The organism is Sphingomonas sp. (genome assembly GCF_036388215.1).
GTDB lineage: Bacteria > Pseudomonadota > Alphaproteobacteria > Sphingomonadales > Sphingomonadaceae > Sphingomonas.
On the sequence record NZ_DASVSH010000005.1, the window covers coordinates 67,756 to 81,288 of the forward strand.

A 13,533-nucleotide genomic window follows, 5' to 3' on the forward strand; every position below is an offset into this window, starting at 1 on the left:
TGTCCCCGCTCACCCTGAGCTTGTCGAAGGGTACATGCTTCGACAGGCTCAGCATGAGCGGTTGTTGGCGGTGAGATGACTGACAAGCCCACCCTCGACAAATGGTCTGCCGCCGCCGGCAAGGAGGTAAAGGGCCGCGACCTTATTTGGCACACGCCCGAAGGTATCGAGGTTAAGCCTTTATATACCAAGGAAGACATCGCCGATATCGACCCTGGCCTGCCCGGCTTCGCACCCTTCACCCGCGGCGTCCGGGCCACAATGTATGCCGGGCGGCCTTGGACGGTGCGGCAATATGCCGGCTTTTCGACCGCCGAAGAATCCAACGCCTTCTATCGCCGCAATCTCGCCGCGGGGCAGAAGGGGCTCAGTGTAGCTTTCGACCTCCCCACGCATCGCGGCTATGACAGCGATCACCCCCGCGTCACCGGCGATGTCGGCAAGGCTGGGGTGGCGATCGACAGCGTCGAGGACATGAAAATCCTGTTCGACGGGATTCCGCTCGATCAGATGTCCGTCAGCATGACGATGAACGGCGCGGTGATCCCGATCCTGGCCTTCTTCATCGTGGCGGGGGAGGAGCAGGGGGTCGACAAGAGCCAACTCGACGGGACCATCCAGAACGACATCCTCAAGGAGTTCATGGTCCGCAACACCTATATCTATCCGCCCGAACCGAGCATGCGGATCATCTCGGATATATTCGCATATACATCGGCCAACATGCCGAAATTCAACAGTATTTCTATCTCCGGCTATCACATGCAGGAGGCCGGGGCGACGCAGGTGCAGGAGCTGGCGTTCACCATCGCCGACGGCATGGAATATGTGAAATACGGCGTCGCATCAGGCCTGGACATCGACAAGTTCGCAGGGCGGCTGAGCTTCTTCTTCGCGATCGGCATGAACTTCTTCATGGAGATCGCCAAGCTGCGCGCCGCCCGGGTGCTGTGGCATCGGGTGATGACCCAGCTCGGCGCCAAGGACGAGCGCTCCAAGATGCTGCGGACGCATTGCCAGACCAGCGGCGTCTCGCTCACCGAGCAGGACCCGTACAACAACGTCATGCGCACTACGATCGAGGCGATGGCGGCGATGCTGGGGGGAACCCAGAGCCTGCATACCAACGCGCTGGACGAAGCCATTGCTTTGCCTACGGATTTCTCCGCCCGCATCGCGCGCAATACCCAGATCATCATCCAGGAAGAGACCGGGATGACCAAGGTCGTCGATCCGCTGGGCGGATCATACTATGTCGAGGCACTGACCCAGGAGCTGGTCGACAAGGCCTGGGCGATCATCGAGAAGGTCGAGGCCGATGGCGGCATGGCCAAGGCGGTCGCGCATGGCTGGCCCAAGGCGATGATCGAGGAGGCGGCCGCCGCGACCGCCGCGCGGATCGATCGCGGCGAGCAGGTGATCGTCGGGGTCAACAAATACCGTAAGGCCGACGAAGACCCGATCGAGACGCTCGACATCGACAACCACGCCGTCCGCGATGCCCAGATTGCGCGCATCAAGCGGGTCAAGGCGGCGCGCGACGAAGCCGCGTGCCAGGCGGCGCTCGACGCGCTGCGTGTTGGGGCTGCCGATCTCAATCCTCCCCCGGAGGGGGAGGGGGACCGGCCGCAGGCTGGTGGAGGGGGAGTTGCCGCGGGGGACACCGCTCGTGGAGATCCCCTCTCCACCGCTTCGCGGTCCCCCTCTCCCTCCGGGAGAGGATTTGAGAACAACCTGCTCGCCCTTGCCATCGATTGTGCCCGCGCCCGCGCCACGCTCGGCGAGATCAGCTCGGCGGTGGAGGCGGGCTTTGGCCGCTACGCGACCCAGCCCGAGCCGGTAAAAGGCATCTACGGCGGCGCCTACGAATTCGACGTGCGCTGGGAGCGCTTGAAGGAGGGGGTTGCCGCGACCGAGCGCCGTCTTGGCCGCCGCCCGCGGATGCTCGTCGCCAAAATGGGGCAGGACGGGCATGACCGGGGGGCGAACCTTGTCTCCTCGGCGTTCGGCGATCTCGGGTTCGAAGTGGTGCCTGGGCCGCTGTTCCAGACGCCTTCCGAGAGCGCGGCGCTGGCGATCGAGAAGGATGTGGATGTGGTCGGCGCCTCAAGCCTCGCAGCCGGCCACAAGACCCTGATCCCCGAGCTGATCCGTGAACTGGCGGATGCGGGGCGGGCGGATATCAAGGTGATCGCGGGCGGTGTGATCCCGGCTCGCGATTATGAGTTTTTGCGTGAGGCCGGGGTACAGGCGATCTTCGGGCCGGGGACCAATCTGGTGAAGGCCGCGGAGGAAGTGCTCCGGCTGCTCGGGCACAATATGCCGCCGGTCGAGGAGGCTGCGGAATGACCCATCAAACCACCGCTCACCCTGAGCTTGCCGAAGGGTGCGTTGCCACAAACGGTGCTTCGACAGGCTCAGCGCGAGCGGGTGGGGTGCGTACCGATTGGTCGCGCCCCGAAATCGCCGCGCTCTTCGATCTACCCTTCACCGCGCTCGTATTCCGCGCCGCCGAAATCCACCGCGCGCATCACGATCCGAACGCAGTCCAGCGCTCCACGCTGCTCTCGATCAAGACCGGCGGCTGCCCCGAGGATTGCGGATATTGCAACCAGTCGGTCAGCGCCGACACCGGCCTGAAGGCCACCAAGCTGATGGACGTCCGCGCGGTGCTTCAGGCGGCGGCTGAGGCCAAGGACAATGGCTCGTCGCGGTTCTGCATGGGCGCGGCGTGGCGCAATCCGAAGGACCGCGACATTCCTGCGCTTAGCGCAATGATCCAGGGCGTGCGCCAGATTGGGATGGAGACCTGCATGACGCTAGGCATGCTGACGCCCGCACAGGCGCAGGCGCTCAGCGATGCGGGGCTCGATTATTACAACCACAATATCGATACCTCGCCGGAGAATTACGCGAACGTTATCTCGACGCGCAGCTTCGAGGAGCGGATCGAGACGCTGGAGAATGTCCGCGAGGCCGGGATCAACGTCTGCTGCGGCGGGATCGTCGGGATGGGCGAGATGCGCTCGGACCGCGTGGGTTTTATCCACGCGCTGGCGACCTTGCCGCATCATCCGGAGAGCGTGCCGGTCAATGCGCTGGTGCCGGTGAAGGGCACGGTGCTGGGCAATATGCTCGCCGATACGCCGCTGGCGAAGATCGACGACATTGAGTTCGTCCGCACCATCGCGGTGGCGCGGATCACGATGCCGGAAAGCATGGTGCGGCTGAGCGCGGGGCGCGAGAGCATGAGCGATGCGACGCAGGCGCTTTGTTTCCTGGCGGGAGCGAACTCGATCTTCACGGGGGATAAGCTGCTGACGGCGGGGAATGCGGGCGACGATGCGGATGCGGCGCTGTTTGCGCGGTTGGGGTTAAGGTCGCTCGGGGCGGAACAGCGGGTGGCGGAGGCGGCGGAGTAATGCCGACAGTCATGCGAATCGGTGCGTTTCGGTTCTATTTCTACAGCCATGAACCGAATGAGCCGCCGCATGTCCATGTGGATCGCGGGGAAGCGACGATCAAGGTCTGGCTTGATCGCGTCGAAGTCGCGAAGAGCCGCGGCTTTCGCGCGCATGAGATCAATGGCATCTTGTCGATGGTCGAGGAGTATCGCTCCCGGCTCCTGGAGGCGTGGCATGAATATTTCGGCTAAAGTGACGGACGAGCGCGTGCTGGACGTGCGGTTCGACGAAGCGAGCCTGATTGTCGATCTGATGGACGGGCGTACGATTTCCACACCGCTTGCCTGGTATCCCCGCCTCATGCGCGCCACGGCGGAGCAGCGGGCGCGGTGGGAGAAAGCGGGCGCGGGCTATGGCGTCCACTGGCCGGAGATCGACGAGGATCTCAGCACCGAGGGCCTGTTGCGCGGGGCTCCCGCTCCTAAAGCGGCCTGATGGCGGGGGCGAACTCGATCTTCGCGGGGGACAAGCTGCTGACCACGGGCAATGCCGGGGATGACGCGGACGCGGCGGTGTTTGCGCGGCTGGGGCTGCGGTCGCTTAAGGCGGAGCAGCGGGTGGTGGAGGCGGCGGAGTGAAGACCTGGCTCATATTGCTGCTGCTTGCGCTCGGAGGCGCGCTGATCTGGTTTGGGATCAATGTCGCACTGATCGGCGATTGCTTCGATGCGAAGTGTTGGGCGGGGAAAGACCGCGTAGGAAACATCGCCTCGATCATTCTGGTTTTGTCATACGCCTTGGCGGCATTCTTTGTGCTTAGGCGAAAGAAGGTGCGCTAAGTGTTCAAGAAAATCCTGGTCGCCAATCGCGGCGAGATTGCGTGCCGGGTGATGCGCACCGCCAGGAATATGGGGATCGCCACCGTCGCAGTCTATTCGGACGCCGATGCGCGCGCGCCGCATGTGCTGATGGCCGATGAAGCGGTGCGGCTGGGGCCTGCGCCTGCGGCGGAAAGCTACCTCAAGGCTGAGTTGATCCTGCTCGCCGCCAAGGAAACCGGGGCGGACTGCATCCATCCGGGATACGGCTTCCTCTCCGAGCGCGAGAGTTTTGCGCGCGCCTGCGCCGAGGCAGGGATCGCCTTTGTCGGGCCTCCACCGAATGCGATCGCGGCGATGGGCGACAAGATCGAATCGAAAAAGCTGGCCAAGGCCGCGGGCGTCAATGTCGTCCCCGGCTATCTGGGCGATATCGCCGATACCGACGAGGCAGTGAAGATCGCCGGCGAGATCGGCTATCCGGTGATGATGAAGGCGTCGGCCGGCGGCGGCGGCAAGGGGATGCGCCTGGCATATTCCGAGCAGGACGTCCGCGAGGGCTTCGAGGCGACCAAGCGCGAGGGCCTGGCGTCGTTCGGCGACGATCGGGTCTTCATCGAGAAGTTCATCCTCAGCCCGCGCCATATCGAGATCCAGCTGATCGGCGACCAGCACGGCAATGTGCTGTATCTCAACGAGCGCGAATGCTCGATCCAGCGGCGCCACCAGAAGGTCGTCGAGGAAGCGCCGTCGCCGTTCGTGACTCCCAAGATGCGCAAGGCGATGGGCGAGCAGGCCGTAGCGCTGGCGCAGGCGGTGGGATATTATTCGGCGGGCACGGTCGAGTTGATCGTCTCGGGCGCGGATACGACGGGCGAGAGCTTCTACTTCCTCGAAATGAACACCCGGCTCCAGGTCGAGCACCCCGTCACCGAGGAGATCACCGGCCTCGATCTGGTAGAGCTGATGATCCGCGTCGCGGCAGGCGAGAAATTGCCGCTCAGCCAGGACGACGTGAAGATCGATGGCTGGTCAGTCGAGAACCGCGTCTATGCCGAGGATCCGTATCGCGGCTTCCTGCCGAGCACGGGGCGGCTGGTCCGCTATTCGCCGCCTTATGAGGAAGGCGTGCGCGTAGATGACGGCGTGGTCGAGGGCAGCGAGATCAGCATGTTCTACGATCCGATGATCGCCAAGCTCATCACCCATGGCGCGACGCGTGAAGAAGCGATCGACAAGCAGATCGGCGCGCTCGACGCGTTCCGCATCGAGGGAATCGGGCACAATATCGACTTCCTGTCGGCGCTGATGCAGCACCCCCGCTTCCGTTCGGGTGCAATCACGACGGGGTTCATCGCCGAGGAATATACCGAGGGATTTCATGGCGCGCCGGCTTCACCCGAGTTGAAGCGCAAGCTGGCGGCGGTGGCGGCTCTGGTCGATCTGGAGCGTTCGGAGCGTGCCGCGTGCATCTCGGGCCAGCTTGCCGACAATATCGAGGTCGCCAGCGAGCGCGTGGTGCTGATCGACGGCGAGCAGATCCACGTCAACGACGAGGAGGGTGAGCTGATCGTCGATGGCGAGGCGATGGAACTGGACAGCGACTGGCAGCTCGGCGACCCGCTGTTCGTGGCGGAAATCGACGGTGCGCCGTTGAGCGTCGGCGTCGAGCGCAAGAACGGGGCATGGAAGCTCACGGCGCACGGCGCATCGCACCGCGTCGAGGTCCTGCCGCCGCACGTCGCGCAATATCGCCATCACATGATCGAGAAGATCCCGCCCGACATGAGCCGCTTCCTGCTGGCGCCGATGCCGGGGCTGCTCACACGGCTGCATGTTTCGCCGGGGGACAAGGTCGAGGCCGGCCAGCCGCTCGCCGTGGTCGAGGCGATGAAGATGGAGAATATCCTGCGCGCCGAGAAAGCGGGCACGGTGAAGGCCGCCAATTACGCGGCGGGCGACAGCCTTGCGGTCGACGCGACGATTCTCGAATTCGAATGAGCTAGTTGCGGATCAGCTGCGCGGCGAAGCCGCTCAGTGCGCCATGGCGATGGCCGCGAAGCCTGTCCGCCTGGGCCGCCAAAGCCTGCGCCTCGGCCAGCGTCCGCGCTTGTCCCGCACGCGCCTCAAGTGCCTGAGCCTGGATGATCTTCTGCTCCATGGGCACTGGTTATCCACAGACTTGTGAACAGGTCCATAACCTATGCGAAGTCTGCGGACGCCTCCGCGCGCTTGACGATTCAGGCGAGCCTCCCTAATGCCCGCCCTTCGCCGCGCTGGCCCCTTCGTCTAGCGGTTAGGACGTCGCCCTCTCACGGCGAAAACACGAGTTCGATTCTCGTAGGGGTCACCAAGCTAGCCGCCGGCGGGACTCGTCGCCTACCCTACAACCTGAGCGTCACCTCCGCCGTGAGCGAACGCTGCGGAAACGGGTGGAACAGGAAATAGCGGTCGTTAGTCAGATTATCGACGCCGATCGCGAAATCCATGCGCTTGTTCATGCGAAACAGCGCGCGCGCATCGACCACCAGATATTTGTAAAAGCCCTGCCAGGTGTTTCCGATAACGTCGGAATTATCCAGGCTGCCGTAATTGCGGCTGGCATAGCGCGCGGCGGTGGTCAGCGACACGCCCTCCATGGGCCGCCAGGTTATGGCCGCGGTCGCCTTCCAGCGCGGCACGCTGGGCAGCATCTTGCCTACAGCCCCGGGAAAAGCAGTGTTCTTGCGGGTCTCCGCATCAGTGTAGGTCGCGCTCGCCAGCAGGTCCACGCCGGGAAGCAGATCGCGCCGGTCTAGCGCCACCTCCACGCCGCGCGCCCGGGTGCGATCGACATTCTGCACATAATTGAAGAGCGTCGTCGAGCCGGGCAGGAGAGGCGCGGATTGCGAGATCAGTGCATCCTCCACGCTTTCATTGAACAGCGAGATGCGCGTGCCCCGATGTTCGAGCGCGAGTTCCTGCGACCATGCACGCTCGGGGCGGAGGTTGGGATCGGGAACCGTGATCGTCGCGCCGGTGGTCACCGCCTGATAGAGTTCGCCTACGGTGGGAAAGCGATACGCCTTGCCCGCCGATAGCCGCAGCGACCAATCGGGCGCGGGCTGCCACGCAATCGAGGCTTTGGGGGAGAGGCCCTGCGCCCGGCGCTCCGGCTGGGCCACCGCAAGTGCCGGCGCGGCGGAGAAATTATAGCCGCCGAACGCGCGCCACCATTCTAAGCGACCGCCAAGCGTCACGCTGATCCCGGACGCAAGCGAAGCCCTCCCCTCCGTCCAGGCCGCGAAGGTCTCGGTCTTGCCGCGGGACGCCTGGTTACGCGCGCCTTGGCCGCCGCGCCGCCATTCGCTCGTGGAATAGCGATTGGAATTGACTGCGAAGCGATCCCAATGCGCGCCCGCGCTGACGCCGCGCCCAGTGGCCCTGGCGTCGAGCGTGCGCCAGCCAGTGCCTTCGAGCCGCACGATCTGGCCACCGCCGCCCGTGCCGGTGGAAGGCGTGCGCTGCACGTCGCGATCGAAATCGAAGGCCGTGCCGATGACTTGCCAGTCGACCGCCCCCGATCCGCTCGCAGACAGCGAATGGGACCAATGGCGGGATTGCCTGGTGTAAATCCCGCTTGAAAAGGCGTTGGCCGGCACATTGTAGATCGCGCCGCCGATGTTGAGCACGCCCGAATAAAGCTCGGCTCCACTTGGGGCGCGGAGATAGGTTTCCGCGCTCGCCTCCGTATCGTCGAGGAACAGCCCTCCGGTATAGGTCAGCCGCGCCGCGCCCAGGTCGAGCGCGGCCTTGAGCTTGAACATGCCCTGCTTCTGATCCTCGATCCCGCCCGCGCCCAGCACGCGCACTGCGCCACCGGTTCGGTTGAGCGCATCAATGCCTCCCGTGGCGGGCGTGCCGCCGGCCGTCGCGGTGGAGCGCGCGGCGGTGATGTAGCTTAGCGGGTGGCTCTTGCTCGCGGTTTGCGCCGCGCTCGCGAAGATCGACAATGGCCCGAGACGACCGCCGATCGTCGCGCCGAACTGATAAGTCGGGAGCAGCCGATCGGTGCCGTATTGGCGGAAGTCCTGGAGATTCACCAAGGCCGAAGCCGTGCCTTCGAGTTTCTCGGGCATCCGCGTCGTGATGTTGACTACCGCGCCCATGGAATTGCCGGGATAGGCTGCGGAAAAGGGGCCGTAGAGCACCTGGATGCGCTCTATCTCCTGGGGGCTCACCAGGCCCCAGCGGGGCGAAGCGACCGTATTGTTGTTGCCGATCAGCGCAGAAAGCAGCGCACCGTCTGCATAGATCAGGCTGCGCGCGCTTGATCCCAGGCCGGATGTGCGCGTGGCGAGCGGAGACTGGGTGTCGCCGATGTGCCGTTTGCGGACCACCAGGCTGGGCAGATATTTGAGTCCGTCCTCCACATTGGCCGCGTTGACCGTTGCGTCGATCCGCTCGGCGTCGATGCTTGCATCGGTGGCTGGGGAGTTCGGCTTGGCATGCCCGGTGACCACGATCCGGGCGCGCTTGTCCTGCTCGTCCTCATCCTCGGCACGGGCGGTCGAACAGCCGGCCATAACGAGGGCGGCAAGCGAAACGCGCGACAAGGCGCGCAGGGATATAAAAGACATGGATGCTCCAACTGAAACGAGGAATTCGGTTCAGCTGAGCAACGGGGGCCCCGTGGCGGAGGGCGGCGGAGCGGCGAGACCGCGACCGGGCAGGGTGGCGGGAAGTGGGGGTGGCGCCAGCGGATGCCGCGACGGAATGGCGATCTCCGCTACCTGATCGGCGCTCGTGATCGGCTGCGCGGCGGCGGCGAAAGGGCAGGGCTCATCGGCAATCGGCTTCTGCTTGGGCTGCGGCCGCTCGGCCAGCGCCTTTTCGAGCAGCGCCTTGCCCTCGGCTTCGGCCGCGGCGCTGACGGCATTGCACCAGCCAAAGGCCACTCCGCGCGCGCTCGATTCAGGCATGAAGCCCACCGGCAGCTTGAACAGAAGCGCGCACGCCAACAGCATGAGCGCAACGCGCCGCCATTTGCTCCGGTGCTGATCCGCCCTGTTCATCGCGCGCCCTTTCGCGCAGTTGAACGCCGGCCGCAAGCAGCGGTTTCACTGCGTTTGCAAAGACATCAAGATTGACTGGCAAGACATTGTCATAATGAAATTATTTTAATATCGTCACCCTGTCCAGGAGGGGCCAGAGAGTGAAAAAGCGTATCATTGCAGGGCTTGTGGCGACGATGCTTTGCGGAGCGGCAGGCGGGGCCGCGCTCCAGGCCGATCCTTTCGACACCGCCCGCTATGATATCGGCATCAAGAAAAATGCCGAGGCGCTGGCGATCGTCGACAGCCGCCAGTTCGACATAAATTTCCAGAGCGAAGAGGGCTATTCGCTGCTCCATTATGCCGCCGATGCCGGCAATCTCGAGATGGTCAAGGCGCTGCTGGCGCGCGGAGCGAATCCCGCTCTGAAATCCACGCGCGGCTCAACCCCCTATGACATGGCGACCACGACGCTGGTGAAAGCGGAACTGACCAAGGCGATGCGAAGCGGCTCGGCTTCCCCAACGCCGGCGGCCGCAGCTCCCAAGCCTGCCGCAAGTACGGGGGGCAACGGCATATGCGCGGCGGTTCGCGCGGAGAAGATCAACGACGGCCGGCAGCCAAGTGTTCGGCCATTGCTGCGCGCACGCGACGATCTCTGGTATAACCATCCCGACGAGCTGGCGCTGCTGCTGGAGGATTGCGTCGGCGTCAACGACAAGGATCCTTCCGGCTCCACGCTGCTCCATATCGCCGCGGACCGCGATCGCCTGGAGGCCGCGAAGGTGCTGCTCGCGCATGGAGCGAGCAAAGGCATGCGGGACAGCAGCGGCAAGCTGCCCGCCGATTATGCGACCTCGCCCGAAATGAAGGCGCTGCTCGGCCCCGCCGGGAAAGCCCCGGCCGTGACGGGCCGCAAGATCGAATGCCAACAGAAATATCGCGCCGATGCGGCGCTGTGCTCGGACGCGACCTGCAAGATGAGCGCGAATCGCCGCTGGCAGCAATGCCTGAGCACCGGGCGCTATTGGTGAGCCTCAACCGGTGACTGGCAGTCTCAGGCTTCCATCTGCCTCATAGTGCAGCTCGCTATAGGCAGTCACGACGTTGAGCGGCAGGGCGCCATAAAGGTGCGGGAAAAGCTGGCCGCCGCGCGATGCTTCCCACCTCACGGCGTCGCCCAGCGCTTCGAGATCGACCGCCGCGAGCCACAGCCCTTCCTGACCGGGGAAATGCCTGTCGATCGTCTCGCCGATCTGATCGGCGGTGGAGAGGTGGATAAAGCCGTCCTGCAGATCGACCGGCGCCCCCTTGAAGGCGCCGGTTTCGAGCGCGTTCTTCTGGTCGGTGGTGAGGACTTTATAGGCGGTGGTATCGGGCATTCACTTCTCCGTCGGCTTTCGCCGGGATGACGAGCCGGGTCTTATTCTCCATCTACTGGGCCGGCAGCCAGATCCTCGCCGGTATCGCCATCTGGCGTCGGCGCGCCGGCGATCGGACCGTCGCCCAGCTCTGCCTCCGCCTCTTCCTCGGTTTCCTCGATCTTGGCCGCGGAGACGACATGCTCATCATCAGCTACGCGAAATAAGGTTACACCCTGTGTGGCACGACCGGCTAGCTTTGCGTCGGCCATGCTCATGCGGATGAGTTTCGCCTGATCAGTGACTAGCATTAGCTGCTCACCGGTGCGTCCCGGGAAGCAAGCGGCAAGGGGGCCGGTCCGCTCTTGAATTTCGGGGCGCTTATCAACGATCCAAACGCCGTTGCCTCCCCGATTGTTGGTCGGTAGCTCATGACTGCTGAACCGCTTTCCGAAGCCATTGCGTGACACCGTCAAGATAAAGCGCTCAGCCGCTTCGAATTCAGCGAACCGCTCGTCCGACATTTCACGCGGGGGCAGAGGGAATCGCGGGTTGATCTCTTTCCAGCGCGCATGACGCAAATATTCTTCGCGTTCCTCGGGCGTGGCTTCAAAATGCGGAATGACAGAGGCCGAAATCACCTCATCGCCCGGGCCTCCGAGTGTCGTTCCGCGAACCCCTGCGGCCGTGCGGCTCTGGAATTCGCGAACGTCGGTCGCTGCAAAACGTGTGGCGCGGCCCGTTCGTTTGGTGAGTACGACGTCGTCCTCTTCCGTCAGGAGGCGCACGTCTATGAGACGATCTTCGCTGTCCTCGTCGAAACGCATCGCGATCTTGCCGCCGCGCTGGATGTTGGTGAAGGCATCCATGCTGTTACGGCGTACGATACCCTTGGCAGTGACAAACATCACGTGCAGGTCACCCCATGCGGCTTCGTCCTCGGGCAGCGGCAGCACGGTGGAGATCGTCTCGCCATTCTCCAGCGGGAGAAGGTTGATCATCGGCCGGCCCTTGGTGGCCGGGCCACCCTCCGGCAAGCGCCACACCTTCATCCGATAGACCTTGCCAGCGCTGGAGAAGAACAGAACCGGCGTGTGCGTCGATGTGACGAACAGGTTGGTGATGATGTCCTCGTCCTTGGTCGCCATGCCGGCGCGGCCCTTGCCACCGCGCTTCTGCGCGCGGAATGTCTCGAGCGGCGTGCGCTTGATATAGCCTTCGAGCGTCACGGTGACGACCATGTCCTCGCGCTCGATCAGGTCCTCGTCTTCGATTCCGTCCGCCGCCGCGGCGATCTCGGTGCGGCGGGGGGTGGCATAGAGGTCGCGGACCTGGGTCAGCTCGGCGACCATCACTTCGTAGAGGCGCGCGCGGTTGCCCAGAATTTCGAGCAGTTCCGCAATCACTTCGGCCAGCTTGGCCAACTCTCCGCCGATCTCGTCGCGACCGAGCCCGGTGAGCCGATGCAGGCGCAGATCGAGGATCGCGCGGACCTGGATGTCCGACAAGCGATAGACATCGCCGGTGACTTCGGTTTCCACCGCTTCGACCAGGCGGATATAGCTGGCGATCTCCGCGATGGGCCATTCGCGAACCAGAAGGCGCTCGCGGGCGACCGCCGGGCTCGGGGAGCCGCGGATGACCTTCACCACTTCGTCCAGATTGGTGACGGCGATGACGAGCCCGAGCAACACGTGTGCACGGTCGCGCGCCTTGGCGAGCTCGAACTTCGAGCGGCGCGTGATGACCTCTTCGCGGAACTTGACGAAGGCTTCGATGATGTCGCGCAGATTGAGCAGTTCGGGACGGCCCCCGCGGATCGCGAGCATGTTGGCCGGGAAGGACGATTGCGCCGGCGTGTTGCGCCAGAGCTGATTGAGCACGACTTCGGGGGTGGCGTCACGTTTGAGGTCGATGACGATGCGAACGCCTTCGCGGTTCGATTCGTCGCGGATGTCGCTGATGCCTTCGATCCGCTTTTCCTTGGCGGCCTCGGCGATCTTCTCGACCAGCGCGTTCTTGCCCTGCTGGAAGGGGATTTCGGTGAGCACGATCGAGCGCCGCTCGCCGCGCTGCTCGGTGATGTAGCGGCTGCGGACCATGATCGAGCCGCGTCCGGTCTGATAGGCCGCGCGGCAGCCCGAGCGGCCCAGGATCACGCCGCCTGTGGGGAAATCCGGGCCGGGGACGATTTCCATCAGCTCTTCCGCGCTGATCCCGCCGTTTTCGATATAGGCCAGGCAGGCGTCGATCACTTCGCCCAGGTTGTGCGGAGGAATGTTCGTCGCCATGCCGACCGCGATGCCGCCGGCGCCATTGACCAGCAGATTGGGAAAGCGGGCGGGGAGCACCGTGGGCTCGCTCTCGGAGCCGTCATAATTGTCCTGGAAATCGACCGTATCCTTGTCGATGTCCTCGATCAGATAGGTCGCGACCTTGGCGAGGCGCGCCTCGGTATAGCGCATCGCCGCGGGCATATCCGGATCCATCGATCCGAAATTGCCCTGGCCGTCGATCAGCGGCACGCGCATCGACCAATCCTGCGCCATGCGCGCCATCGCCATGTAGATCGAGCTGTCGCCGTGCGGATGGTATTTACCCATCACGTCGCCGACCAGGCGGGCGGACTTGCGATAGGGCCGGTTGGCCAGATATCCGCCCTCCTGCGCCGCGTGCAGGATGCGGCGGTGGACAGGCTTCAGGCCATCGCGCACATCGGGCAGCGCGCGCGCCACGATCACGCTCATCGCGTAATCGAGATAGCTGGTCTTCATCTCGTCGACGATCGAGATGGGGGTAATGTCCGAAGGGTCGGCGAGGATCGTCTCGTCGGTCAAATCTCAGGTTTCCGATTGGCTAGGTAATGATCTCGACTGCCCTAGACGCCCCATGGCGCGCTGCCAAGCCTCGCGCGCACG

12 protein-coding genes, 1 tRNA gene and 1 pseudogene are annotated in these 13,533 nt (G+C 64.2%); 9 read left to right on the forward strand and 5 right to left on the reverse strand.

What is annotated here, in order from left to right:
• The first annotated feature begins 75 nt into the window (after positions 1-75).
• From scpA to VF617_RS02345, 7 genes and pseudogenes are all read left to right on the forward strand, one after another.
• Positions 76-2,349, forward strand: a complete 2,274-nt coding sequence (scpA, locus tag VF617_RS02315) for a methylmalonyl-CoA mutase (protein ID WP_331013245.1) — start codon at positions 76-78, stop codon at positions 2,347-2,349.
• An 86-nt stretch (positions 2,350-2,435) separates the two neighbouring features.
• Positions 2,436-3,422, forward strand: coding sequence for a biotin synthase BioB (gene bioB / locus VF617_RS02320; protein WP_331013246.1), 987 nt, complete (start codon positions 2,436-2,438; stop codon positions 3,420-3,422).
• The gene (locus VF617_RS02325) at positions 3,422-3,655 is read left to right on the forward strand and encodes a DUF4160 domain-containing protein (RefSeq protein WP_331013247.1); all 234 of its coding nucleotides are present in this window, start codon (positions 3,422-3,424) and stop codon (positions 3,653-3,655) included. The genes bioB and VF617_RS02325 overlap by 1 nt, the downstream gene beginning before the upstream one ends.
• Positions 3,639-3,899, forward strand: coding sequence for a DUF2442 domain-containing protein (locus VF617_RS02330; protein ID WP_331013248.1), 261 nt, complete (start codon positions 3,639-3,641; stop codon positions 3,897-3,899). Before VF617_RS02325 ends, VF617_RS02330 begins: the two co-directional genes overlap by 17 nt.
• Positions 3,899-4,042: pseudogene (locus tag VF617_RS02335) on the forward strand (biotin synthase); the annotation flags it as partial. The gene VF617_RS02330 and the pseudogene VF617_RS02335, both read left to right, overlap by 1 nt.
• Positions 4,039-4,242 (forward strand): hypothetical protein, encoded by a 204-nt coding sequence (locus VF617_RS02340; protein WP_331013249.1) that lies wholly within the window; start codon positions 4,039-4,041, stop codon positions 4,240-4,242. The pseudogene VF617_RS02335 and the gene VF617_RS02340, both read left to right, overlap by 4 nt.
• Positions 4,243-6,222 carry an acetyl/propionyl/methylcrotonyl-CoA carboxylase subunit alpha gene (locus tag VF617_RS02345; protein ID WP_331013250.1) on the forward strand — a complete coding sequence of 660 codons (1,980 nt, stop codon included), beginning with the start codon at positions 4,243-4,245 and terminating at the stop codon, positions 6,220-6,222.
• A gap of 1 nt (position 6,223) precedes the next feature.
• On the opposite strand, the gene VF617_RS02350 is transcribed toward VF617_RS02345, so the two are convergent.
• Entirely contained in the window at positions 6,224-6,382 is a 159-nt protein-coding gene (locus tag VF617_RS02350; RefSeq protein ID WP_331013251.1) for a hypothetical protein, read from the reverse strand.
• A gap of 117 nt (positions 6,383-6,499) precedes the next feature.
• On the opposite strand from VF617_RS02350, the gene VF617_RS02355 reads away from it, so the two are divergent.
• Positions 6,500-6,574, forward strand: a tRNA-Glu gene (locus VF617_RS02355).
• Positions 6,575-6,605: 31 nt separating this feature from the next.
• Here the strand turns inward: VF617_RS02355 and VF617_RS02360 are convergent.
• A complete protein-coding gene (locus VF617_RS02360; protein ID WP_331013252.1) occupies positions 6,606-8,840 on the reverse strand; it encodes a TonB-dependent receptor in 2,235 nt (744 codons plus the stop codon).
• Positions 8,841-8,870: 30 nt separating this feature from the next.
• Positions 8,871-9,275: a hypothetical protein gene (locus VF617_RS02365; RefSeq protein ID WP_331013253.1), complete on the reverse strand. Its 405-nt coding sequence runs from the start codon at positions 9,273-9,275 to the stop codon at positions 8,871-8,873.
• A 140-nt stretch (positions 9,276-9,415) separates the two neighbouring features.
• On the opposite strand from VF617_RS02365, the gene VF617_RS02370 reads away from it, so the two are divergent.
• Complete coding sequence (locus VF617_RS02370) at positions 9,416-10,288, forward strand: ankyrin repeat domain-containing protein (RefSeq protein WP_331013254.1); 873 nt, start codon at positions 9,416-9,418, stop codon at positions 10,286-10,288.
• 3 nt (positions 10,289-10,291) lie between these two features.
• On the opposite strand, the gene VF617_RS02375 is transcribed toward VF617_RS02370, so the two are convergent.
• Both VF617_RS02375 and gyrA read right to left on the reverse strand, forming a co-directional pair.
• Positions 10,292-10,636, reverse strand: a complete 345-nt coding sequence (locus VF617_RS02375; protein WP_331013255.1) for a DUF952 domain-containing protein — start codon at positions 10,634-10,636, stop codon at positions 10,292-10,294.
• Between the two features lie 41 nt (positions 10,637-10,677).
• Positions 10,678-13,452 carry a DNA gyrase subunit A gene (gene gyrA / locus VF617_RS02380; protein ID WP_331013256.1) on the reverse strand — a complete coding sequence of 925 codons (2,775 nt, stop codon included), beginning with the start codon at positions 13,450-13,452 and terminating at the stop codon, positions 10,678-10,680.
• Between the last annotated feature and the right edge of the window lie 81 nt (positions 13,453-13,533).